Origin of the sequence: Actinomyces procaprae (assembly GCF_004798665.1) — a bacterium.
Classification (GTDB): domain Bacteria; phylum Actinomycetota; class Actinomycetes; order Actinomycetales; family Actinomycetaceae; genus Actinomyces; species Actinomyces procaprae.
On the sequence record NZ_CP039292.1, the window covers coordinates 555,543 to 577,228 of the forward strand.

Annotated in this window: 12 protein-coding genes; 3 read left to right on the forward strand and 9 right to left on the reverse strand. The window is 70.7% G+C overall.

Translation table 11 applies throughout. The annotated features are described in order from the left end of the window. Window positions 1-386: 386 nt before the first annotated feature. Complete coding sequence (locus E4J16_RS02165) at window positions 387-2,117, reverse strand: GMC oxidoreductase (protein WP_136313126.1); 1,731 nt, start codon at window positions 2,115-2,117, stop codon at window positions 387-389. A gap of 287 nt (window positions 2,118-2,404) precedes the next feature. Between E4J16_RS02165 and E4J16_RS15915 the strand changes: the two genes are divergently transcribed. Together E4J16_RS15915 and E4J16_RS02175 are read left to right on the forward strand one after the other, a co-directional pair. Next, window positions 2,405-3,070 (forward strand): sugar O-acetyltransferase, encoded by a 666-nt coding sequence (locus tag E4J16_RS15915; RefSeq protein WP_136313127.1) that lies wholly within the window; start codon window positions 2,405-2,407, stop codon window positions 3,068-3,070. 131 nt (window positions 3,071-3,201) lie between these two features. Continuing rightward, window positions 3,202-4,695 (forward strand): DHA2 family efflux MFS transporter permease subunit, encoded by a 1,494-nt coding sequence (locus E4J16_RS02175; protein WP_136313128.1) that lies wholly within the window; start codon window positions 3,202-3,204, stop codon window positions 4,693-4,695. Between the two features lie 528 nt (window positions 4,696-5,223). Here E4J16_RS02175 and E4J16_RS02180 read toward each other — a convergent pair. The 4 genes from E4J16_RS02180 to E4J16_RS15020 form a co-directional block, all read right to left on the reverse strand. Beyond that, window positions 5,224-7,566 carry a prolyl oligopeptidase family serine peptidase gene (locus tag E4J16_RS02180; RefSeq protein WP_136194141.1) on the reverse strand — a complete coding sequence of 781 codons (2,343 nt, stop codon included), beginning with the start codon at window positions 7,564-7,566 and terminating at the stop codon, window positions 5,224-5,226. 22 nt (window positions 7,567-7,588) lie between these two features. Beyond that, the gene (locus tag E4J16_RS02185) at window positions 7,589-8,689 is read right to left on the reverse strand and encodes a Gfo/Idh/MocA family oxidoreductase (RefSeq protein ID WP_136194140.1); all 1,101 of its coding nucleotides are present in this window, start codon (window positions 8,687-8,689) and stop codon (window positions 7,589-7,591) included. Between the two features lie 208 nt (window positions 8,690-8,897). Further along, window positions 8,898-11,399, reverse strand: coding sequence for a prolyl oligopeptidase family serine peptidase (locus E4J16_RS02190; RefSeq protein WP_240038227.1), 2,502 nt, complete (start codon window positions 11,397-11,399; stop codon window positions 8,898-8,900). A gap of 551 nt (window positions 11,400-11,950) precedes the next feature. Next, window positions 11,951-12,094, reverse strand: coding sequence for a hypothetical protein (locus tag E4J16_RS15020; protein WP_168709442.1), 144 nt, complete (start codon window positions 12,092-12,094; stop codon window positions 11,951-11,953). Window positions 12,095-12,291: 197 nt separating this feature from the next. On the opposite strand from E4J16_RS15020, the gene E4J16_RS02195 reads away from it, so the two are divergent. Further along, window positions 12,292-13,851: a DUF1593 domain-containing protein gene (locus tag E4J16_RS02195; RefSeq protein ID WP_136313130.1), complete on the forward strand. Its 1,560-nt coding sequence runs from the start codon at window positions 12,292-12,294 to the stop codon at window positions 13,849-13,851. 55 nt (window positions 13,852-13,906) lie between these two features. On the opposite strand, the gene E4J16_RS02200 is transcribed toward E4J16_RS02195, so the two are convergent. From E4J16_RS02200 to E4J16_RS02215, 4 genes are all read right to left on the reverse strand, one after another. Then, the gene (locus tag E4J16_RS02200; RefSeq protein WP_136313131.1) at window positions 13,907-16,459 is read right to left on the reverse strand and encodes a glycoside hydrolase family 2 TIM barrel-domain containing protein; all 2,553 of its coding nucleotides are present in this window, start codon (window positions 16,457-16,459) and stop codon (window positions 13,907-13,909) included. 57 nt (window positions 16,460-16,516) lie between these two features. Next, window positions 16,517-17,740 (reverse strand): glycoside hydrolase family 1 protein, encoded by a 1,224-nt coding sequence (locus E4J16_RS02205; RefSeq protein WP_136313132.1) that lies wholly within the window; start codon window positions 17,738-17,740, stop codon window positions 16,517-16,519. 81 nt (window positions 17,741-17,821) lie between these two features. Further along, the gene (locus E4J16_RS02210; RefSeq protein WP_136313133.1) at window positions 17,822-19,387 is read right to left on the reverse strand and encodes a sialate O-acetylesterase; all 1,566 of its coding nucleotides are present in this window, start codon (window positions 19,385-19,387) and stop codon (window positions 17,822-17,824) included. 80 nt (window positions 19,388-19,467) lie between these two features. Further along, window positions 19,468-21,645 carry a hypothetical protein gene (locus E4J16_RS02215; protein ID WP_136313134.1) on the reverse strand — a complete coding sequence of 726 codons (2,178 nt, stop codon included), beginning with the start codon at window positions 21,643-21,645 and terminating at the stop codon, window positions 19,468-19,470. Window positions 21,646-21,686: the final 41 nt, after the last annotated feature.

The window sequence follows — 21,686 nt, forward strand, 5'->3', positions numbered from 1 at the left end:
CGCACAAATGCGCCCTGATCGCGGTGACCCGCGCCACCGGCTCCATGATCAGGTGTTGTGGGGCTTGGAATTTCAACGAAAAACAGCATCGTGTCGGGGTGCTTGCGCGGCCGTGCGCTTCTGCCCGCACCGGGCATTTCGGGGGACCCGGGTCACCCTGGGGCCGTGGCCGATACTCCGGTGCGAGGCGGTGCGGCGTCGGCCCCGGGACGGCCCCGGAAATGGGGGTGGCGCGGGCCCAGGGCGGTCCGGGACCGGGCGCGGCGCGGGTCTCGGGCGGCCCCGGCGCCAGGTGCGTCGTCGAACCCCGGGCGGCCCGGGAACGGGTCGTGTCGCCGCGACACGTCGGATCGGAAGCCCGCCCGGTGCACGCCGTTTGCGCAGGGCTAAAGCGTCACGTCCTGGGTGGGGCGGGACAGCTCCCCGGCCGCGTGCGCGCGAGCGATGTAGTCGCAGGCGCGGGCGGTGACCGCCATGATCGTCAGCGCCGGCCCCTCCGTGGAGCCGGTGGGGAAGGAGGCGGCGTCCGTGACGAACAGGTTGGGAACGTCCCAGGCCTGGGCGACGCCGTTCAGCACGCTGGTGGCCGGGTCGTGGCCCATGCGGGCCCCGCCCGCCTCATGGATGGAGACCCCCATCATCAGACTCATACGGATCCCGACCCGGAACATGGCGCGCTGGGCGGGGTTGAAGTCCGGCCACACCTGCTTGGAGTGCACCCCGAAGGTCGAGGCCACGAAGTTGGTCCGGTAGCCGCCGGCCTGCATCATCTCGGTGACGTCCCGAACCGCGGCGGCGACCATGGTGCGGTCGTTGTCGTCCGGGCGGCACACGATGTGCGCCGCGGGAATGCCCCACTTGTCCTTCACTCGCCGCGAGAGGGTCACATGGTTGCCGTACTGGGGCAGCATCTCGCCGCCGGCGCCGAAGCCGAACATGGCGGGGGAGTCCTCCGGCACCGGCACCCGCCCGGCCAGCCCCTGGAAGGAGTAGCCGCGCTTGTAGGCCTCGGTCTGGCCGTGCAGGTTCTGGTAGCGGGGGATCAGGAAGCCGCCGGAGTTGCCGTAGAAGGGATCCTCCTCGCACTGTGAGGAGGGACCGAAGTAGCCGGGGCGACGGGCGTCGTCGCCGAAGCCCAGCGTCATGGACTGCTCCATGAGGTAGCGCCCCACCAGCCCGTTGGAGTTCGCCAGCCCGCCCGGGTGGCGGCTGGACCCGGAGTTCAGCAGCAGCCGCACCGACTCGATCGCCGAGGCGCACAGCATGACCACATCGCCGGTCACCCGGTGCTCGCGCCTGGTGCGGGCATCGATGAAAACAGCGCCGGTGGCCAGGCCGGTGCGGGCATTGGTGGTGATGCGGGAGACGACCGCGCCGGTGCGGATGGTCAGGCGGCCGGTCTTGCGGGCCTCGCGGATGCCCGGGGGGACGCGGTCCAGGAAGGGGGCCTGGAAGCGCCAGGAGATCACATGGCGGTCGGGCCACCGGGATTCAACAACCTGCTTGAACTCCTGCTCCATGTCATTGAGGTGTCCGGGGCCCACATACCTGCCGGCGGGAGGGTGCTCCACCCCGGGGTCGGCGTCGCCGTAAACGCCGACCAGCTCCTCCACCCGGTCGTAGTAGGGGGCCAGGTCCGCGTACTCGAAGGGCCAGTCGATGCCGACGCCGTCGAGGCTGGCGGCCTTGAAATCGACGTCGCTCATGCGCTGGAGCACCCGGCCGTAGGCGTGCATGCGCCCGCCCAGCAGCCGGGAGCGCACCCACAGGTAGGGGGCGTCTAGGGGGTAGGTGTAGGGGTTGGACACGTCGTCGACCAGGAACCGGGAGGAGGAGTCGGAATAGAAGGAACGGCGGGCCTGGTTGAACTGGCGGCTGCCGAGCATGCGCTTGGCGCGGGTCATAATGTCCATGCCCATCGGCTTGGGCTTGCCGTACACCGGCGGTGTGAAGTCCTCCTCGGTCAGCTCGCGGCCGGCCTCGAGCAGGAGCACGTCCATGCCGGCGGCGGTCAGCTCGCGCACCGCCGTCGAGCCGGCGGGGCCGGAGCCGATGACGATGGCGTCGAAGCGGCGGTCGATGTTGGGGGATGCGTTCTCCTGGTCCAGGTTGCTCATGTTGTCCACGTCCTTTGTGGGCCCGGATGGGAGCCCGCGGTGGCTCCAATCCGGTGCTGGTTGATGCGTGCAGCGCCCGCTCAGCGGGAGTACCGCCCGCGGCGCAGCGCGCCACGGCGCTGCGGGCCGACTGAAGCCACCGTATGAATCCGCCCCGATGACGGACAATGTCGCGGCCCCGGGCTTTTGCCCCGAGCGGGCGAAAGCCGTTCTCAAGTCGACGAGAATCGGATGAAAGGCCCGGTAATGTGCGGTTTGCCGTCAGGTACAGGACAAGGAGGTGCCACATGGACGATCAGGACGCCCGCGCCCGCGCCGGCCTGCTGTTCGACGCCGCCTGGCCTCCCTACCGCACGCTCAAGGCCCGCGCCCACGACCTGTGCCGCCGCTACAACGCGCTGGACGAGCTGGACCCCGCCCGCGCCGAAATCCTGCCGCAGCTCTTCGCCGGCCTCGGCCCGGAGGCGTACGTGCGCGGTCCGCTGTACGTCAACTGCGGTTTCCACACGACCATCGGCGCGCGCTTCTTCGCCAACTTCAACCTCACCCTGCTCGACGACGTGCCCGTGACCATCGGCGACGACGTTCAGCTCGGCCCCGGCGTCACCATCGTCGCCGGCACCCACCCCCTGATCGCCTCCGAGCGCCGGCACCTGACCTACCCCGACGGGCACAGCGGCGGCGCCGAGTACGGCGACCCCGTCGTCATTGAGGACCGCGTCTGGCTCGGCGCCAATGTCACCGTCATGCCGGGCGTCACCATCGGACACGACGCCGTCGTCGGTGCCGGCAGCCTGGTCACCCACGACGTGCCCGCAGGCTGGCTCGCCTTCGGCACTCCGGCCCGACCGGTCCGCGAGATCACCGACGCCGACTCCGTGCACAGCCCCACCTCCGCCGTCTATGGGCGCCTGAGCTCGCAGCGCCGCCCGGCCGGAGCCGACGGGCATTGACCGCCGGGACGGTGCGCCTGCCCGGCCCGCCCGGCGTACCGCCCCTCAACGCGCACCACCCCTCCCACCCGGGCGGCTTCGTGCAGTGCGCAGCTCGGACCTCAAAGCCCGCCGTGAAGAAAGCAGTACCCGTGTCCGCACAATCCCCAGTCGCCCCCGGCAAGACCATGCCCAGTCCTTACCGGGTCGCCGCCGTCGTCATGATCGGCTCATTCATGTCCGTCCTGGACGGCACCATCATCAACGTCGCCATCCCCGCACTGCAACGCCACTTCGCCGCGCCCGACGGCGTCCTGCCCGCATACTCGACGGTGGCCTGGACCGTGACCGGCTACGCGCTCGCGGTGGCGGCAATCATCCCGCTGACCGACTGGGGCCTGAAGCGCATCGGCGCCCGGTGGATGTACATCGGCTCGATCACCCTGTTCACAATCGCCTCCGTGCTGTGCGCCCTCTCCCCGAGCCTCGCCTTCCTGATCGTCATGCGGGTGGTGCAGGGCCTGTGCGGCGGCTGCATCATGCCCGTGGGCACCACGCTGGTCGCTCGCGCCGCCGGCCCGAACAACCTCGGCCGCATGATGAGCCTGATGGGCATCCCCATGTTGATCGCACCCGTGATGGGGCCGATCCTGGGAGGCTGGCTGGTGGAGGCGGCCTCTTGGCAGTGGGTGTTCCTCATCAACCTGCCCTTCGGGGCGGCGGCCGCCGGGCTTGGGCTGGTCCTGCTCCCGCGCGACGACGAGCGCGGCACCGTCCGCCTGGATGTCCCGGGCGTGGTGCTGATGTCCCCCGGCCTGGCCCTGACCCTGTGGGGCGTGTCGAATGCGGGCGGCGGCGCGGCCGTCACTGCACCGGTGGTATGGGTGCCGCTGGTGCTGGGCCTGGTGATGGTGGCTGCATTCGTGCGCCGGAGCCTGCGCGCCGAGCATCCGCTGCTGGATCTGACCGTCCTGCGCCTTGGCGGATATCGCAATGCCATTGTCCTGGCGATCTTCTTCCAGGCGGGATTCACCGCGGACCTACTGCTTCTGCCCGCCTACTTCCAGCAGGTGCGTGGTCTGGGCGCCATGGCGGCCGGTTTCTTCATCGCCCCTACTGGTCTAGGGGCACTCATCTCGATGCCCATCGCCTCCAACCTTGTGGACCGGCTGCCCGCTGGGCGGGTGGTGCCCTTCGGTATGGCGGCCATGTTCGCCTCCGTGCTTGCGTTGACTCAGGTTGGAGCGGACACGAGTCTGTGGTGGCTGGGGGTCGTGCTTTCGGTGCAGGGCTTGGGGATCGGCGGCACCATGATGCCGGTGTCGACGGCGGCCCTGCAGGCGGTCGACCGCGAGGAGGTCGGCAACGCCACCACGCTGTTCAACATCGGGCAGCAGGTTTTCGGCGCCGTCGGCATCGCGATCGTGTCCGTGCTGCTAGCGCTGTTCCTGGCGGGGACGGATGCGGGCGCGGCGGCGGTGGCCGGCGAGCTGAGCGGGACGGAGTTGGCGGACGGCCTCGCCCAGGCCGCGGGGGCGTTCGGCCGAGCCTTCTGGATGCCGACCGTTTCCATGGGCCTGGCGCTGTTCATGGCCTTCCGCCTGCCCATGCGTCGTGAGCGCGCCACCATCCCGGCCGAGTCCTGAGTTTGTGAGCGCGTCCCGGCCGCGCCCTTCACCGTACGTGTTGGCTTTTCACGTACGCGTTTTGGAGGTTTCCCCGTGCCAGGACATCGAATAACTCTAGAACGCGTACGTGTGACGGAAAGTCGTATGCGAGGCAGCGTCCTCCGGTTGTCTGCGTCGGCAGACGCCCGACTCCGGGTTCGCATCTGTAGGCCGTGACGGTGCGGGGCGTGGTGGCGTCCCCGACCCTCGGCCGACTGTGCTTCGCGCTTGAGGGTACGGCCGCTCGGAACAACAATGCGGAGGCCGTCCACGGGCGCCGCAGGCCACGTTCGGGTGTGGCAGGCTGCGCGCGGGTGCGGGAGAGGCCGTCCTCGGGCCGACCAGAGCACGCCACCAGCCGCACCCCCCAAACACGAAGAGTCCGGAGAGCGCAACCGACCTTGGCACGTAAGTTCTACCGACCTCGGTACGTAAGTTCTACCGACCTCGGTACGTAAGATCTACCGACCTCGGTACGTAAGTTCTACCGACTTCGGTACGTAAGTTCTACCGACCTCGGCGGGTGTGGCGGTGGGCGAAGGCGTGTACCAGGGCACTCACGAAGGCCCGCTGCGCGGGCGTGGCACCGCCACCGTGCCCGCCTGCGGCGCTCTCGAAGTATGTGACTGCCTGTCCCAGCTGCTCCAGGCGAAAGGCCATGGCGCGGGCATGCGCCGGATGCACGCGGTCGTCTGCGGCCGAGGTCACCAGCAGCACCGGCGGATACCGTCGCCCCGCCCGTAGAAGGTGCAGTGGCGAGTACTCCCGCATCCACGCCCACTGCTCCGGGTCATCCGGATCACCGAACTCCGCCGCCCACGCCGCCCCGGCCGACAGCTGGGTGTACCGGCGCAAGTCAGTCAGTGGCACCTCCAGTACGGCCGCCCCGATACGTTCGGGATGCCGGGTCAGTACCTCTCCCGCGAGCAGGCCCCCGGCCGAGGAGCCGTACAGGCAGATGTCCTCCGGGGCGGCGATCCCGCGCTCCACCAGCGCATCCAGCACCGCCACCAGGTCCTCAACCACCCGGTGTCGGCCCGCGGCGGTGCCCGCCAGGTGCCATCCCGGCCCGTACTCGCCGCCGCCGCGCGCGTTGACCACCACATAGGTGCCGCCCCGCTCCAACCACGCCTTCCCGGTGACGGGCTCGTACCCCGGCGTGAGCGACTTCCCGAACGCCCCGTAGGCGTGCACCAGCACCGGCGCCGACGACGCCGTCGGCCGGCCGATCTGGAAGTAGGGCACCCGGGTGCCGTCCGCGCTGGTGGCCACATGTTGACTCACCCGTACGCCGCGCGCGTCGAACCGGGCGGGCGCCTGCCGCACCACCGTCATTCCGGTGAGCTCCCCCGACGCCGTCAACCGGGCGACGGCGAGCGTCGAGGGCGTGGTCCAACCGGACGCCGAGATCCACAGGTAGTCGGTGTCCGCCGGGCGCAACGGCGTGGCGGACACCGACAGCAGCGCCCGTCCCGGACGCAGTTCGGTGCCGTCGGTGGTGTGGGTCGTCGGCAGGTCGGCGGCGCCGGTCAGGTCGATCCAGTGGTGCCCCCAACCGCCCGCCGCTGCCCCCGTGCCGGAGACCCCGTCGCCACGCCCGGGCGGCGTGCACACCTCCAGGCGGTGGGCGACGTCGTCGAGCACCGTGAGCACCAGGTGGCCCGCGGTCCAGGCGGCCGACAGCAGCGTGGATGAGGCGGAGGGCGCGAACAGGACCTCCGCCTTCCGGTGCCCGTCCAGGAAGCCCGCCAGGCCGGCGCCCAGCAGGGTGCCGGCCGGATGCGTGACACCGCCCGCCTCCCAGGGACTGCGCAGCTCGATGGTCAGCCAATCCCGGCCGACGCCGGCAAGGCTGTCCTCCGGGACCTCAAGCCGGATCGCGTCCGCCGGGACGACATCGCCGTCAGCAGTGGTTACCGTGCCGACGCGCGCCCTTCCGTCCAGCGCGGCGCGGGCGGGCCCGGTGCCTGCCGGGCAGCCGGCCTCGTCGGGCAGCAGCCAGATGCGTGTTTGTTGGAAGCTGGGCATGGTGGTCAGCCAGGTCCGCCCCCACGGGTCGCGGGTGGCGAAGGCGGCGACGGCGTCGCCTCCCGCGGTCACCAGCACCTCCGCCTGGTCGGGTGCCTGCCCGCGCCGCAGGCGCCGCACCTGCCGGGGGTAGCCGGCCCGCGACACCGTCCCGGGCCCGAAGTCGGCGGAGACGATGACGGACTCGCCCGCGTCGTCACCCCAGGTCATCGTTCCCTTCGACGCCGGACGGTGGAAGCCCCCGTCGGCAGGTGCGATGAAGCGTCGTGCCTCCAGGTCGTACTCCAGGGTGAGGCTCGCGTCGCCGCCGCCCGGAGACAGCGTGACCAGGGCGCGGCGGCCGGCGCACGGGCCGGTGGTGAGCACCTGCGCCCCGCCCCACACCAAGTCGGCGTCGCCGGTGTACCCGATTTCTGGGGGCCGGGCACCGGGCGCATTCAGGGCGTCCAGGTCCAGTAGGACCTCCCACTGGGCGGGGGTTGGGGCGCGGTCGGCGCGGGAAGGGGCGCCGGCGGCATAGGAGTCCCAACTGGTGCGGCGCCAGAGGCCCCGGGGATGATCGGCGTCGGTCCAGAAGTTGTAGAGCATGCCGGCCCGGTCGGCGACGGCGGGAATCCGGTCCGGGCAGTCCAGCACCGACTTCAGGTCGGCGGACAGGCCTACGAAGTCGGGGGAGGAGCTGTACTCCAGGCGGGTTTGCCGGTTATGGGCTTCCGCCCAGGCCGTCGCCCGCGTCCCGCCGGCCTCGTAGAGCCAGGCGGGGGCGACGCCGTCGCCGGGAGGAGAGTCGCTCGCGGCGCCGGCCGGGGCGAGGGTGCTCACGGGAGTGCGGCGGGAAAGCCGGTCAGGCCTGCTCGGGGTGGATCACCTCGTGTGTGCGGGAGGACTCCACGATGGCCTCCAGGACCGTCAGGCAGCGGATCACCGACTCGTTGGTGATCACCGGCTCGGCGACGCCGTCGACCACGTCGCGGGCATTGCGGTAGAAGTCCATGACGTCCACGTCCACCTCGGGCAGCGGCAGCACCTCCACCGGCGGGGTAGTGCTCGCCAGGGCCTTGTAGTCGAGGATGCGCGGAGCCATCGTCTTGGTCAGGCCGACGCCCGCCTGCACGGGGGTGGCGTCGTCCTCCTCGGCGCCGGTGCGGCGCACCATGCGGCCGTTCATCTCCCAGTCCTCGATGACCACGGTGCCCTCGGCGGACTGCATCCAGAACTTGGCCTCCGGCAGGAAGGAGGTGGTGGACACGTCCACCATCGCCCGGAAGCCGTTGGCGAAGGTCAGGTGCGCGCGGAAGCCGTCGTCCACCTCGTGGCCGAGCGCGAAGGACAGCTCTCCGTGGACGTCTACCACGGGGGAGTCCACCATGGTCAGCAGGCGGTCCACGGTGTGCACGCCCCAGTCCAGGATCATGCCGCCGCCGTGCTCCGGCAGCTGCCGCCAGTCGCCGGGGATGCCGCGCGAGCCGTGGATGCGCTGCTCCAGGTAGGTGGGGGCGCCGATGAGCTGCTCGTCGTAGATCTTCTTGATGACGTTGAAGTCGGGGTCCCAGCGGCGGTTCTGGTGCACCATGAACAGCTTGCCGGCCTCATGGGCGACGGCGGCGACCTCACGCATCTCGGCGGAGTTCATCATGGCGGGCTTCTCACACAGCACGTGCTTGCCTGCATGCAGGGCGGCAATGGCGTAGTCGCGGTGGGAGTCGTTGGGGGTGCAGATGAAGACGATGTCCACGTCCGCGTCGGCCAGGAGGTCGGCGGCGGAGGCGTACACGTGCAGGCCGTCGGCCTCGGCGTCCTGGTTGGCGCGCGGGTCGGTGTCGTAGATGCCGACGACGTCGATGGCGACGTCGTCCAGTGCCCGCAGGTTGCGGGTGTGGTAGACGCCCTGGGTGCCGTAGCCGATGACGGCGAGCTTGTGGGTGGGAGCGGGGCCTGAGTTCACGGCTTCCTCGGACACGGTGACCTCCGAAAGTGTTTGTGCGGCGCAGTTGCGGCCGGCTGCGATCGGTTGCTCGCGGCGACTTCGTTGCCGCCGCCGCGTATACCGCGACAGTAGGCGGGGCACGGGCGCGTGCGGCAGGGCGCAGGGGGCCGCTTCCGCCCGGATCGGCAATAAGGGCGGGGGCTGCGGACGTGGCTCCTGGGCCCGACTACGGCGCCGCGTGCCCGAACACGTCCGCGCCGGAGGCGGCCCGCCGGGCGAAGGCGTGGATGAGGGCGGTCGTGGCGGCCCGCTGGGCGGAGATCGCCGTGCCTGCGTGCCCGCCCTCGGTCTGCTCCACGTAGCCGACCTCAAGGCCCAGTTCCCGCATGCGGTAGGCCATGGCGCGGGCGTGCGCCGGGTGCACGCGGTCGTCGGCGGTGGAGGTGAGCAGCAGCAGCGGCGGATACTCCCGCCCCGGCACCAGGGCGTGGAAGGGGGACAGGGGTCGCATGGTCTTCCAATCGTCGGGATCGTCCGGGTCCCCGAACTCGGAGCGCCACATGGCGCCGGCCAGCAGGCGCGTGTACCGCTCCAGGTCCAGCAGTGGCGCCTCCGCAATTGCCCCGCCAATCAACTCGGGGTGGCAGGTGAGCATCTCACCGACCAGCAGCCCACCCGCGCTGGCGCCGTGTACCACCAGCTGCCCTGCCGAGGTCACCCCGCGGTCGATCAGCGAGCGCGCCACCGCAGCGAAGTCCTCCACCACCCGGTGCCGTTCCCGGCCGGTGCCGGCCCGGTGCCAACCCGGCCCGTACTCGCCGCCGCCACGGGTGCACGCCACCACGTAGGTGCCGCCCCGTTCCAGCCAGGCCTTGCCGGTAAGCGGCTGGTAGCAGGGGATCTGGCTGGTGCCGAAGGCGCCATAGCCGTACAGCAGGGTTGGGCCGGGCGACGGCTCCCGCGCCGGGGACCCCGTCGCAGGCGCGCTCGCAGCCGGAACCGACGCCGTACCGCCGTCGCCGGTGCCTGCATTCGCACCGGTGTGTGGCCGACCGATCTGGAAGTAGGGGACGCGCGTGCCGTCCGCACTGACCGCCACATGCTGGCTCACCCGCACCCCGCGGGCGTCGAAGCGGGCCGGCGCCTGCCGCAGCACCGACATGCCGGTCACCTCGCCCGCGTCGGTCAGGCGCGCGAGGGTCAGCGTGGGCGGGGTGGTCCAGCCCGAGGCGGAGATGAACAGGTAGTCGGTGTCCCGCTGCCGCACCGCCTGCGCGGTCACCTCCAGCAGTGGCCGACCCGGCCGCAGCTCGGTGTGATCCCGGACGGCGGCCGTGAGGCCCCGTCCTGCGCCGTCTCCGGCAGAGACCGGCTGTGCGACGCCGTCCCGTTCGTCCGGGCGGTAGGCGGCCCCGGTCAGGTCGATCCAGTGGTGGCCCCACTCGCGCCCGCCCATGCCCCGGGCCTGCTGCGACGGCGGGGTGCACACCTCCAGCCGGCCGGCGACGTCGTCCAGCACCGTGAGCACCAGGTGATTCGCGGTCCAGGCGGCGGCGGAGATGAAGGAGGACGGCGTCGGGGCGAACAGCACCTCCAGGCCGTCTCGTCTCCCGTGCAGCCACTCCTCCAGCGGCGCCGCCAGCAGCATGCCCGCCTCATAGCGGCGCCCCGCCACCTCCCAGGGCTCGCGCAGCTGGATCGTCACCCAGTCGCGCCCCACCCCGACGGAAGCCGACGGCGGGGCTTCAAGCAGGACCGCGTCCGTCGGCACGATCTCCTCGTCGGCCGCGAGCGCCCGCCGTGCCTCCGCCTCGCCGCCGGGCACGACGGCGTCGTCGGGCAGCCACCACACGCGCGTGCCGCCCAGGGCATCCATGCGCATCAGCCAGGTGCGGCCCCAGGCGTCGCAACTGGCCCGGGCGACGACGGCATGAGGGTCCGCGGTGATCAGTACCTCCGCATCCTGGGCCGCCTGTCCGCGGCGCAGCCGGAGCGCCTGCCGGGGCATGCCCGCCGGTGACAGTGATCCGGCGCCGAAGTCGGCGGCGAGCAGGCAGGTGTTGCCATCTGCGCCCCAGGTCAGGGTCCCCTTGGACAGGGCCTTGTTGAAGCCGCCCTCGGCGGTGGTTAGGAAGCGCCGCTCCTCCAGGTCGAACTCCTGGGTGGTGGTGGCGTCCGTCCCGCCGTCGGACAGGCTCACCAGGGCGCGGCGTCCGGCCAGCGGGCCGGTCTGTAGCACCTGCGCCCCCGCCCAGGCCAGGTCGCGGCCGCGCCGACGGCGCTCGGCGTCCAGGTCGAGCAGCACCTCCCACTCGGTGGCGGAGGCGTCGTCGGGGCGCGGTGGGCGGGAGGGGGCGCCGGCCGCGTACGACGCCCAGGTGGTGCGTCGCCACACTCCGCGTGGGTGGGCGGCATCGGTCCAGAAGTTGTAGACCATGCCCGCCGCCTCGGTGACCGCGGGGAGCCGGTCGGGAGCCTCCAGAATCTCCTGCAGGTCCCGGGTCAGGCGCAGGTAGTCCACGTCGTCGGTGAAGGCGGACATGGTCTCATCCGTGCGCGCCGCCGCCCAGGCCAGGGCGCGCTCGCCGGTGGGCTCGTCCAACCAGGCGGGCACCGGCGGCAGGCCGGGGCCGGCGGTGGCCTGCGACCAGTCCGCCTGCGACGGCGTGCTGCTCCGCTCTGGGGCGGCTGCGGCGTCGGGCGGAGGGGCGGCGTCGGTGCGGTCCACCGCTCCATTGCAGCACATCCCGGGCGGACGCTAACCATCTCCCCGCGGGGTGTGGTGTTGGAATGCGCGGTGACCTCGGCGCACGGGCGGCGTGCCCGCCCGCGGCGGCTCTCCGTTGGCGCTCGTTCCCGTGCGTGGCGGCCCAAAGTGTCCAGGATCGGCACAAACGACGCCGACGTCGCCGACAGCGGTGGGCAGAACGTTGGAATCATGCGGTTTCAGAAACGGTCCCAGTGGTCATCGACGGCCTTTGTGCCGAACTCGGACATTCTGCCCCGCGGCCAAGGCGCCCGGGCACACCACCCACCCACCAGCACCCAACCCACCCGGCCGGCAACACCCAGCACCGGCACACCCGAACCGGAAGAGCCGGTTTACTGTCGAGGACGTCCTGCCGGGCAGCGCTCTGGAGGGCCGGGCCGCGTCGTCACGGGCTAACCCGCGTCTTCGAACTGAGATGAGGCTCGTTTGCTTGTCAGGCGAGCGCGCGAGCGGGCACAATAGAGGGGAGTCACCCGGAGGCAACCGGATGACTCCCCGACGTAAGCGGCTCAGCCGAACCACTTACTGAGGGCATCCACAAGGACACCAATGGCCCGGATCAGTTGAGCGAGTGATTCGAGTATTTCGCTCAGCTTCCGGGCCATTCCCTTGTCCTTGCGGACTTTGGCATGTCGGCCTTTCGGCTTGGACACGGCCCCCACCTCCTCCCGTACCTCATCTTCTTCCCCGGCAAGGACACTGGGTGTTCCGGGAGAAGGTGCCGGAGAAGGCGGGTTCAGTGTAACTTCGAGCACAGACGCATATCGGTGCCGACAACCGCCGGGCGGCCTAATGAGTCGTTCAGACGCCGTCGCGCACCATGCCCGCCCGCATGTGGCACGCTGGGGCCATGCGCAAGGAAGCCTTCCCCCGGACCGACTGGCCCCGTGTCGTGGTCACCACCGACCCTGAGCTGGATGACCTGAACTCCATGATCCGCCTGCTCACCCACTCCGCCGAGATCGACCTGTGCGGCCTGGTGTACGCGGGCAGCAAGTTCCACTACACCGGCGACCCCGCCCGCGGCATCGCATCTCACCGCTGGCCCGCGCCCGGCGCCAGGCTCCACATCGACGAGGCCATCGACGCCTACGCGCAGGTGGAGGACACCCTGCGCGTGCACGACCCCCGCTTCCCGACCGCCGCCTTCCTGCGCTCACTGGTGCGCATGGGCAATATCGCCGCCGAGGGGGAGATGGACGAGGTCACCCCCGGCTCCACGCTCATCGCGGACCTGCTGCGGGACATCGCGCTGACCCCGGACGGCGCCACCGGCGAGGGCGGCGCCCTCCAGGACGCCGCCCGCCCCCTGTTCATCCAGGCCTGGGGCGGCATCTCCACCTTCGCCCGCGCCCTGCGCACCGTCGAGGAGGAGCTCGGCGGGCGGGAGGACTGGCCGGTACTCAAGCAGCGGGTACTGGATCGGGTGGTGCTGTCATCCTTCGGGGAGCAGGACTCGACCCTGGAAGGCTATATCCGCCCGCACTGGCCCGGCCTGGAGCACCGCGAGGTCGCCACCCTCACCTGGGGGTACACCACCCGGGACGTGCTGCTCCCCGCCGACCTCGAACTCGTCGGTGCGCAGTGGACGCGCGAGCACGTCAGTGCCCGGGGCCCGCTGGGGGCCGCCTACCGGGTGTGGGGCGACGGGCGGCGCATGGCCGCCGACTTCGACCCCGAGGACTACTTCGGCCAGACCGGCAAGACCGAGGCGCAGCTGCGCGAGGAGGGCTATCAGGTGTGGATCCCGGTGCAGGAGCCCGGCGCCTTCATCTCCGAGGGCGACACCTCCAACTTCACCCTGCTGATCCCCAACGGCCTGCACTCCTGGGAGGACGCCACCTTCGGCGGCTGGGGCGGCCGCCAGGTCCCCCACCCTCAGCTTCCCGACACGCTCACCTCGGATATGCGTTTCGACCTGCCGGGCCTGCCGCAGCCCGACTACCCCCAGCAGGTGGTCGACCGCGCCGCCGACGGCACCACCCCGCCCGAGTACCACATGACCCGCTGGTGGCGGGCCCTGCAGCACGAGTTCGCCGCCCGCCTGGCCTGGTCGGTGACGCCCCGCTACGAGGACGCCAACCACCCGCCGGCCGTCGTCGTCGAGCACCCCGACGGCGGCAGCGGGCTGGTGCGGCACGTGCGCCCCGGCGAGGTGGTCACCCTGACCGCCACGGCCACCGACCCCGACGGCGATCACGTGCTGCTGCGCTGGTGGGCCTACCCCGAGGCCGGGCCCAACCCGTGCCCGACGCCGCCGCGCATCCGGGACGACGGCGCCGGCACCGCCGTCGTGACCGTGCCCGCCGAGGCGCGCCCCGGCCAGGCCATCCACCTGATAGTGGAGGGCACCGACACCGGTACGCCGCCGCTGACCCGCTACCAGCGCGTGGTGCTGGAGGTCGCCTGAGACCGGTGCGCGCCTCGACGCCCCAACCCGGCCGACGGCGTGGGCGTCCCGGCGCTCAGCGCCCGGTCGGCTCCACCACGAACGTCAAGCGCTGCTCACCCAGCTCCCCGGCACGGACACCGACCTGCACCGTCCCCGGCTCGGCGCCTGCGCGCACAATCGCCAGGGCCCTGCCGCGGTACAGCGGGGTGGTGGTCTCGTCATAGGAGGAGGCGGGTCGAGGGTCGGCCGAACCCAGGGCCGCCAGGCGTCCCGCGCCCGACACCTCCACACTCACCGGCGTGCCGCCGACCATGGCGACGTTCCCGCGCTCGTCCACCGCCTCCAGCTCCAGGAAGGCCAGGTCCTGGCCGCCGGCGCGGAGCCGACCGCGGTCGGCCCTCACCCGCAGGCGCAGCGCGCCGCGCTGAGCGGGCAGCGTGGCGCGGCCGACCTCGCGGTCGCCGACCCTGGCGACTGCGGTCAGGTCCTCCGGGCCGTAGGGGACGATGAAGCGGGCCACGCAGCCATGGGCGACGCCCGCCGGCCGCGTGCCCAGGGAGCGGTCACCCACGAACAGCTCCACCTGCGGCGCATAGGAGTACACCTCCACCTGCGCCCGCGTTCCGGCGGCGACCTCGGGCCACACCCACGACGGCACGGCGTCGGTTCCGCGCCAGGCCGCCTTATGCACCCGTCGGCCCGCCCTATCCAGGGGCCGCACGGCGATCTCCGGGTTCTTGGCCCGAGTCCACACGGTGCGCGCCAGCGCCATCGACCCGTCCGGGTGTCCGGTGATGTCGATGGCGCCGACACCGGCCGTCACATACGGGTAGGGCTTGTCGAATCCACCGGGCTCCTCGCCGTAGGTCCACAGCCCGATGCCGACCTCGCCCAGATAGTCCCAGCCGGTCCACATGAAGTCCCCGATCACATGATCCAGCTCCTCCACCAGGCGCCAGTTGCGCACGATCTCGTGCGGCATGGTCTCGCTGCCCACGATCACCCGCCCCGGATGCAGGACGGCGTCCTTGCGGTAGCGGGAGGCGGCGTAGTTGTAGCCGGCCACGTCCAGGGCGTCGAGCACGCCCGCGCTGGCACGGTCGGCCGCGCGCGTCGCCGCCGCCCGGGACATCAGCGAACCCATCCGGGACACCAGCAGGTTGTAGGCGGTGGACCCGAAGACGGACTGCCGCTTCGGACCGCCGGACTCGCCGCGCGCCCGCTCCTCGTCCTGCTTGCGCCGCTGCCCGGCCGCGTTGTTGTCCGCGACGAGGTCCCGTCCCCGGGCGGTCATCAGGTTGATCATGAGGTTGATGCCCGCCGTCGTCGGCCGGGTGGGGTCCAGGCGGTGCAGCCGGGAGACGATGCGGCGGGCCGTGCGGATGCCGCGCGGGGTGGCGGACTCGCCCACCTCGTTGCCGATCGAGTACATGATCACGCAGGGGTGCAGGCGGTCCTTGCGCACCAGCGCCTCGGCGTCGCCCGCCCACGACTGCTCGAAGTGGGAGGCGTCGTCATGGGGGTTCTTGGCCTGGAACCACATGTCCCACAGCTCGTCCATCACGTACAGCCCCAGCTCGTCGCAGGCCGCCAGCAGGTCGCGTGAGGCGGGGTTGTGGGCGGAGCGGATGGCGTTGAAGCCCTGCTTCTTGAGTATGCGCACCCGCCGGCGCTCGGCGTCGGCGAAGGTCGCCGCCCCCAGAATGCCGGAGTCGTGGTGGATGCAGGCGCCCCGCAGCGCCGTCGGCCGACCGTTGACCAGCAGCCCGCGGTCGGCGTCGACCTCAATGGTGCGCAGGCCGGTGCGGGTGGTGGCCGCATCGAGTACGACGTCGTCACCGGCCTCATTCGCCCCGGTCAGGGTGACCGTCAGCTCGTACAGGTGCGGGTCGGTGTCGGACCAGGGGTGGGCCGCGGCCACCCGCAGCGGCAATTCGACGACGCCTCCGTTGGTGGACACCGAGCCGCGGGCGGCCTCACCGGAGTCGTCGGTGAGGACCGCCGTGACGGTGACGGCGGCGGCGTGGGGGTTGTCGATCTCGATGCGGGCGGTGGCCGTCGCGCTCGTGCCGGTGGGGGAGTGCTCCAGGCAGACCACCGGCAGGGAGGTGCCGCCACGCGTCAGGCGCACCGGGCCGGTGCGCCGCAGCCACACGTGCCGGTAAATGCCGGCGCCGGAGTACCAGCGGGTGGACGGCTGCCGCGAGTTGTCGACGAGGACTTCGATGACTGCCTGTGTACCCGGGGCAGGCGACCCCAGGTCGACCTCGAACTCGGTGTAGCCGCCGCGGCACCCGCCGACGCGCACGCCGTCGAGGAGCACCGTGGAGTTCTTGTACACGCCCTCGAATACCAGGGATAGGCGGTCATCGCCCAGGTCGTCGGGCACGTGCAGTGACTTGCGGTAGCGGTAGGTGCCGCCGGGGAACCAGCCGGCGCCGGAGGTGGTGGCCGTGGCGGCGCTGCGGGGCTCATGGATCATGGCGTCGTGCGGCAGATCGACGGCGGTCCAGGGCCCAGGGGCATCCGGGACGTCGGAGGCGGCGTCGGTCTGGCGGGCCGCGGCGTCGCCGTCGGGCTCACGGCGCAGCTGCCAGCCGGCGTCGAATAGAACGGTGGTGGACATGACGGTGCTCCTTGAACAGTCGGACGGGGTGGGCGAGCGGCCGCGAGGTCGGCGGCATCAGGCGCCGGGCTCCAGTGAGGCGGCGTTCTCGGCGGCGATCCGCCCCAGCCAGGCCAGGGAGGGCTTCGGCGTGCGGGCGAAGTCGCGCTCGCGGTCCACGGCGATCAGCCCGAAGGTCGGCTCCCAGCGGCCCCACTCGTAGTTGTCCAGCAGCGACCAGTGGCAGTAGCCGCGCACATCCGCGCCGTCGGCCACGGCCGCGATCAGGCCGCGCAGTGCCTCGGTGGTGTAGGCGATGCGGCGGGCGTCGTCGGCGGTGGCGATGCCGTTCTCGGTGACCAGCAGGGGCTTGCCGCAGCGCTCCCAGTAGCGGCGCAGGTTGATGCCCAGCGCATCGGGACGGTAGGCCCAGCCGGTCAGCGTGTTGTCGGGCGAGTCGGGGTGCGGGACGGGCCCGGAGGCGTCCACCGGCTGGGAGGTGTAGGCCTGCACGCCGATGAAGTCGTCCTCGGCGGTCGCGTCCAGGTACACGCCCTCCCACTGGTGGAAGACCTGCTCGAATACCTCCTCATTGCCCGGAGTAGGGGTGAAGGCCTGAGCCGCGAGCGCCCAGCCGACCTGCGCGTCCGGCACGCTCTGGCGCAGCACGGCACGGGCGGCGGCGTGCATGGCGATCAGCTTCGGCGCCAGCTCGAGCGACGGGGCGGGCAGGGCGGCCCTCTGGTCGGTGGAGGCGAGGCCGGCCGCGCGCAGCTCCTCGGCGGACTTGCCGATGACGGCGGTCATGCCGCTCATCAGGTTCAGGATATTGGGCTCGTTGATCGTGACGATCCAGTGCACGTCGTGCAGGATCTCGGAGACGTAGCGCACATAGGCGGCGAAGCGGTCGGCGGCGTCCGCACGCTGGATGCCACCGCCGAGCGCGAACCACAGCGGGCAGGTGAAGTGGTGCAGGGTGATGATCGGTTCCAGGCCGTACTCGTGGCAGGCGTCGATCATGTCCCGGTAATGCAGCAGGGCGGCGCGGGAGAACTCGCCGTCGGCCGGCTCAATGCGCGCCCACTCGATGGAGAAGCGGTAGGCCTTCAGACCGCCCGCGGCGGCCAGGCGGATGTCCTCCCGGTAGCGGTGGAAGGAGTCGCAGGCCGAGCCGGATTTCTCCGGCAGCAGGCGGGCGGGTGAGTGCTCCACGGCCCAGAAGTCTGAGGCGATGTTGTCGCCCTCCACCTGGTGGGCGGCGGTGGCGGCACCCCAAATGAAGTCGTCGCGTAGGACGGTCATGGTGTTCCTTTCGTCTTTGAAAAGGTCCAATCGGGCGGTATAACGTGTTGAGGGAGTGCGTGTGTGAGGGATTCGTGCTGTCTAATGGATGTGGGTCACCCCTTCATTCGTGGTGAGTCTTCCAGGGCGCGCCGGTAGATCCGCGCTGTTGTAAAGATTGATCCGGAACCAGCCGCCGCGGCCGAGTTCCGCCGTAATGCGTCCCTTGCGTATCTCCGACGAACGCAGGGTCACCGTGTCATTATCCGCTGTGGCGGGGATGCTGCTGCAATCCAACTCCTCATCGCCGAGGGCGAGTGTCAGACCTCCCAGCCGCGCCGGGTGGGTCTGTGCGCCATCGGGGGTGTGAGCGGCCAGATGCAGTCCCGTCCCGACGTTGCCGAACCGCAGACGCAGCTGTCCGTCCTTCACCTCCATGCCCAGTAGTGTGGGCGCCTCACATAACACGTCCTCGCCGTAAATGATCTTCTCCGCGAGCAGCGCCAGCCGCTCGCCCACGGGCTTTTTCTTCTTCGGGTGAATGTCCAGCTCCATGCCGATATCGGTGATCACCGCCATGCCGACGCCGGGAACGGTATCCGCAGTGTGCTGCTGCGCCTCACGGATGATGGCGTATGGCTCGCCGACGCACTGCATCCAACGGCCGAAGGGCGCGAGTTGGACGAAGAGGAAGGGGAGCTCGTCATTCCAAAGTCTACGAAAGCACCTGATCAGTGCGGGGAACAGTGTCGCATACAGTTCTGGGTGGGCATCGCCGTCGGACTCGCCCTGATAGTACAGAATGCCCCGCACCCCGTAGGGGGCCACCTGGCTGAGCATGCTCTCGTACAGGCCGCAGGGACGCTTCTCATTCTTCGGTCCCATGGGTGGGGCCATGGCTGAGAAGTCGATCTGGGGAGGGGGCGTCATGTCCCCGTACAGGTCTCTAAGAATTTCCTCCAGGCTCCTGCCCTCCATCAGCATTACGCTGGCGGCGTCGGCAAACGGTTCGGTGCGCCAAGAAGCGGGGTCGGTGCGGAAGCGATTCTCGTAGGTCTCCGGGTCAAGGTCCGCCAAGGCCTCCCGGTACTCCTCCAGATACAGTCCGCCTCCGCCCTCCTCGATGGCCTCCTCGCTCATCCAGGCACATGCGGGAGTTCCACCCCAGTTACAGCCGACGATGCCTATCGGAACACCGTATCTCGCCTGTAGTGTCTTGGCGAAGTAGTATGCCGGTGCGGAGAACCACTGTAACTGGTCTGCTGTCGCCCTTCTCCAGAATCCGAAGTTTCTCCCGTAGTCGGCCTCGTTGATTTGATCCGGGTAAGACACCTCCGGGTAGTCGAAGAACCGGATGTCGTCATTGGTGCAGGTCTCCATCTCGTCGGCGAAATCCGCGTCGTACCGCATGTAGAACTCCATGTTGGACTGTCCGGCGGCGAGATACACGTCTCCGACCTGCACGTCGTGGAGGAAAACGGAGTCGTCTCCGGAAGCGATCTGGATCGTCTCCTGGAAGGAGGCCTCCAGCGGGCCGATCTCGGCGCGCCAGCAGCCGTTCGTCGCTGCGCGGCAGCTGGCAGTCATGTTCTGTACGGTTATCGACACCTCGTCGCCGGCCCCGGCCGTGCCCCAGAAGGCGATCGGCTTGCCGCGTTGTAACGTCATGTGATCTTGAAATATCAGGGCGAGTTTCAACAATCTAGGGCTCCTCGTCTCTGGGATCTCGTGAAGGATGATGGGTGGGACTAAAGCGGCCAGGACGTAAAGCCCTCGGCACGGATGCGCCAGGTGCCGTCGTCGGGGAATCCCGGATGCTCCTGTGAGCCCTCCCAGCCGCCGACCATGAGGGCGACGGCGGCGAGCAGCCCGCCGTTCCCGGGCAGGTAGATGGGGATCATCGAACCCATGCCCGGGTTGTTTCCCACGGCGTCGTAGCGGTTCTTCGCCCCCTGTTGCAGGAGAAGGTCCACGGCGTCCCCGGGGTGGCCGAGCCGTGTGGCCGTCATTGCCATCACCGGGTAGTCCCAGCCCCAGGCGGAGTCCCACTGCCAGCCCTGCCGCACCCAGTCGAGGGTGGCTGACATGGCGGTCGCGTCGATGAGCGGCGTGGGCGGCAGGAATCCGAGGGCCTGCAGGAATGACGGGTGGTCGTCGGTGCGTACATCGGGGCTTCCCGCCACGGCGGTATAGCGGCCTGCGACCCGCTCCGGGGCGGGCAAGGCTGCCTGGATGGTGTCCCAGGACTCCTTACGTCCTAGGCCGCGTCGGAGCCGGAAGCGCTGGGCGATCTCCAGGCCGAACCACCAGTAGGCGAGCTCGAAGGTGGGGTCCCGGGTGGTGGCGGCGTCGTAGAACTCCTGGGCGGGCATCACCGGCGGGCCCAAGTGAGCGACTCCGCCGCTGACGCTGGGGAAGGACGCCATGAACTCGGCGGTCTCATCGAGCAGTTCGGCGACGGCGCCCAGCAGGCGGGCACGCCCGGTGGCGGCCTGCGCCTCGGGGCGGGTGCCGTAGGCGCTCCAGCACAGCTCGGCCAGGTACAGCAGGTGCGGCTGCTGCCAGATCAGGAAGGGTCCAATGTCGCCCGGGGCCTCGCGGGCGTCCGGACCTATTTCCTTGGGCCAGCGGGCGCCGCGGCAGCCCTGGGCGGCGGCGGTCTCCCGTGCTACAGGTAACGCACAGCGGTACCAGTCGAAAGATCGCTCCAGGAGTTCGGGGCGTCCCCAGGCGGCGAACTGTGCGGCATGCCACCAGTGCATCTCCAGGTGGAACTTGCCGCGCCAGGTGTTGGTCACCAGGCCGCTCTCCTGCGGTGGGGTGAGGCCGCCGCCGCCGGCTCGCAGCAGGTACTGGGACAGGACGATGCGGCGTTCCAGTTCGGCGGCACGTGAGTCCGTGGAACCGGCCAGCTCCACGGCGGCGCCGGAGTTCCAGTACTCCTCCCAGAAGGCGGCGGAGGAGGCGAGGACCGCGTCGACGTCGTCGGGCGGGGTGGCGGGTGCCGCATACAACTCACTGCCCGGGCCGGATACGGGCGCGAAGGCGGCAACGACACCGAGCGTCGCGGTCCCGCGGGCGGGAGCGAGTACCAGGGTGCGGGCGTCGGTCAGGGCTGCTGCCGCCGGGGCGTCCCAGGTGAGTGTGATTCGGTAGGCGGTGGTGTCGATGCGGCGCTCGACGACGGCACCCCACTGCCCGGCCTCGCGCAGGATCACCTCGCCTTCGGGCTCCTCCCCCCAGAGGGCCGCAGGGGAGAAGCCCGGGTTCGGATCGGGCAGGGACAGGCGCACAACGAGGCCGCCGTCGGCGAGCAGCGGGGAGGACACGCGGGTGCCTACGATCGCGCCCGTTCCGGCGACGGCGGTGACCACCCGCACCGGGGCGCCCTCGTAGTTGAACTGGGAGGTAAGTATCCCGCGCCACAGGTCCAGGTGCGCAGTCAGTCCCGTCAGCGCGTCGTGCTCCAGCTCGGTTATGGCGGGCGCGGCCAGCCCCAGGCGTCCCAGGTCCAGCCGGTGCGGGTTGGAGCCGAGCCACATGCCGGCCAGGTCCGGCGGCTCGGGCGCGACCTTCCCGGAGGCGATCGCCATCATCCGCTGCAGGGAGGGGCGGTCCGGGTAGTGCACCGGGCCGCGGGCGGTGCTGTAGGCGGTCATGGCGTCGGCGAGGGTGTGACCGGATGGGTTGGGCTGCTCGTGCCAGCCCCAGGTGGATTGGGTGGCGCTCTCGACGATCCTGGTGTTCAGGGAGTCGGGAGCGCGCGGGTCGAGTCGGGACGGGTCGTGGGCGGCGGTGAAGGTCTGCAGGCCGGTGGCGTCGGCGCTGAAGGCGAAGTCTCCGTTGCCCAGTGTGAGCACAAGCTCCGGGGAGTCGGCGTGCAGGTGGACATTGTGACGGGATACCAGGGCATGGCGGTCGATCATCTTTGATCCGGGTCCTGTTCTACGGGGTCGTATCGTCGCGT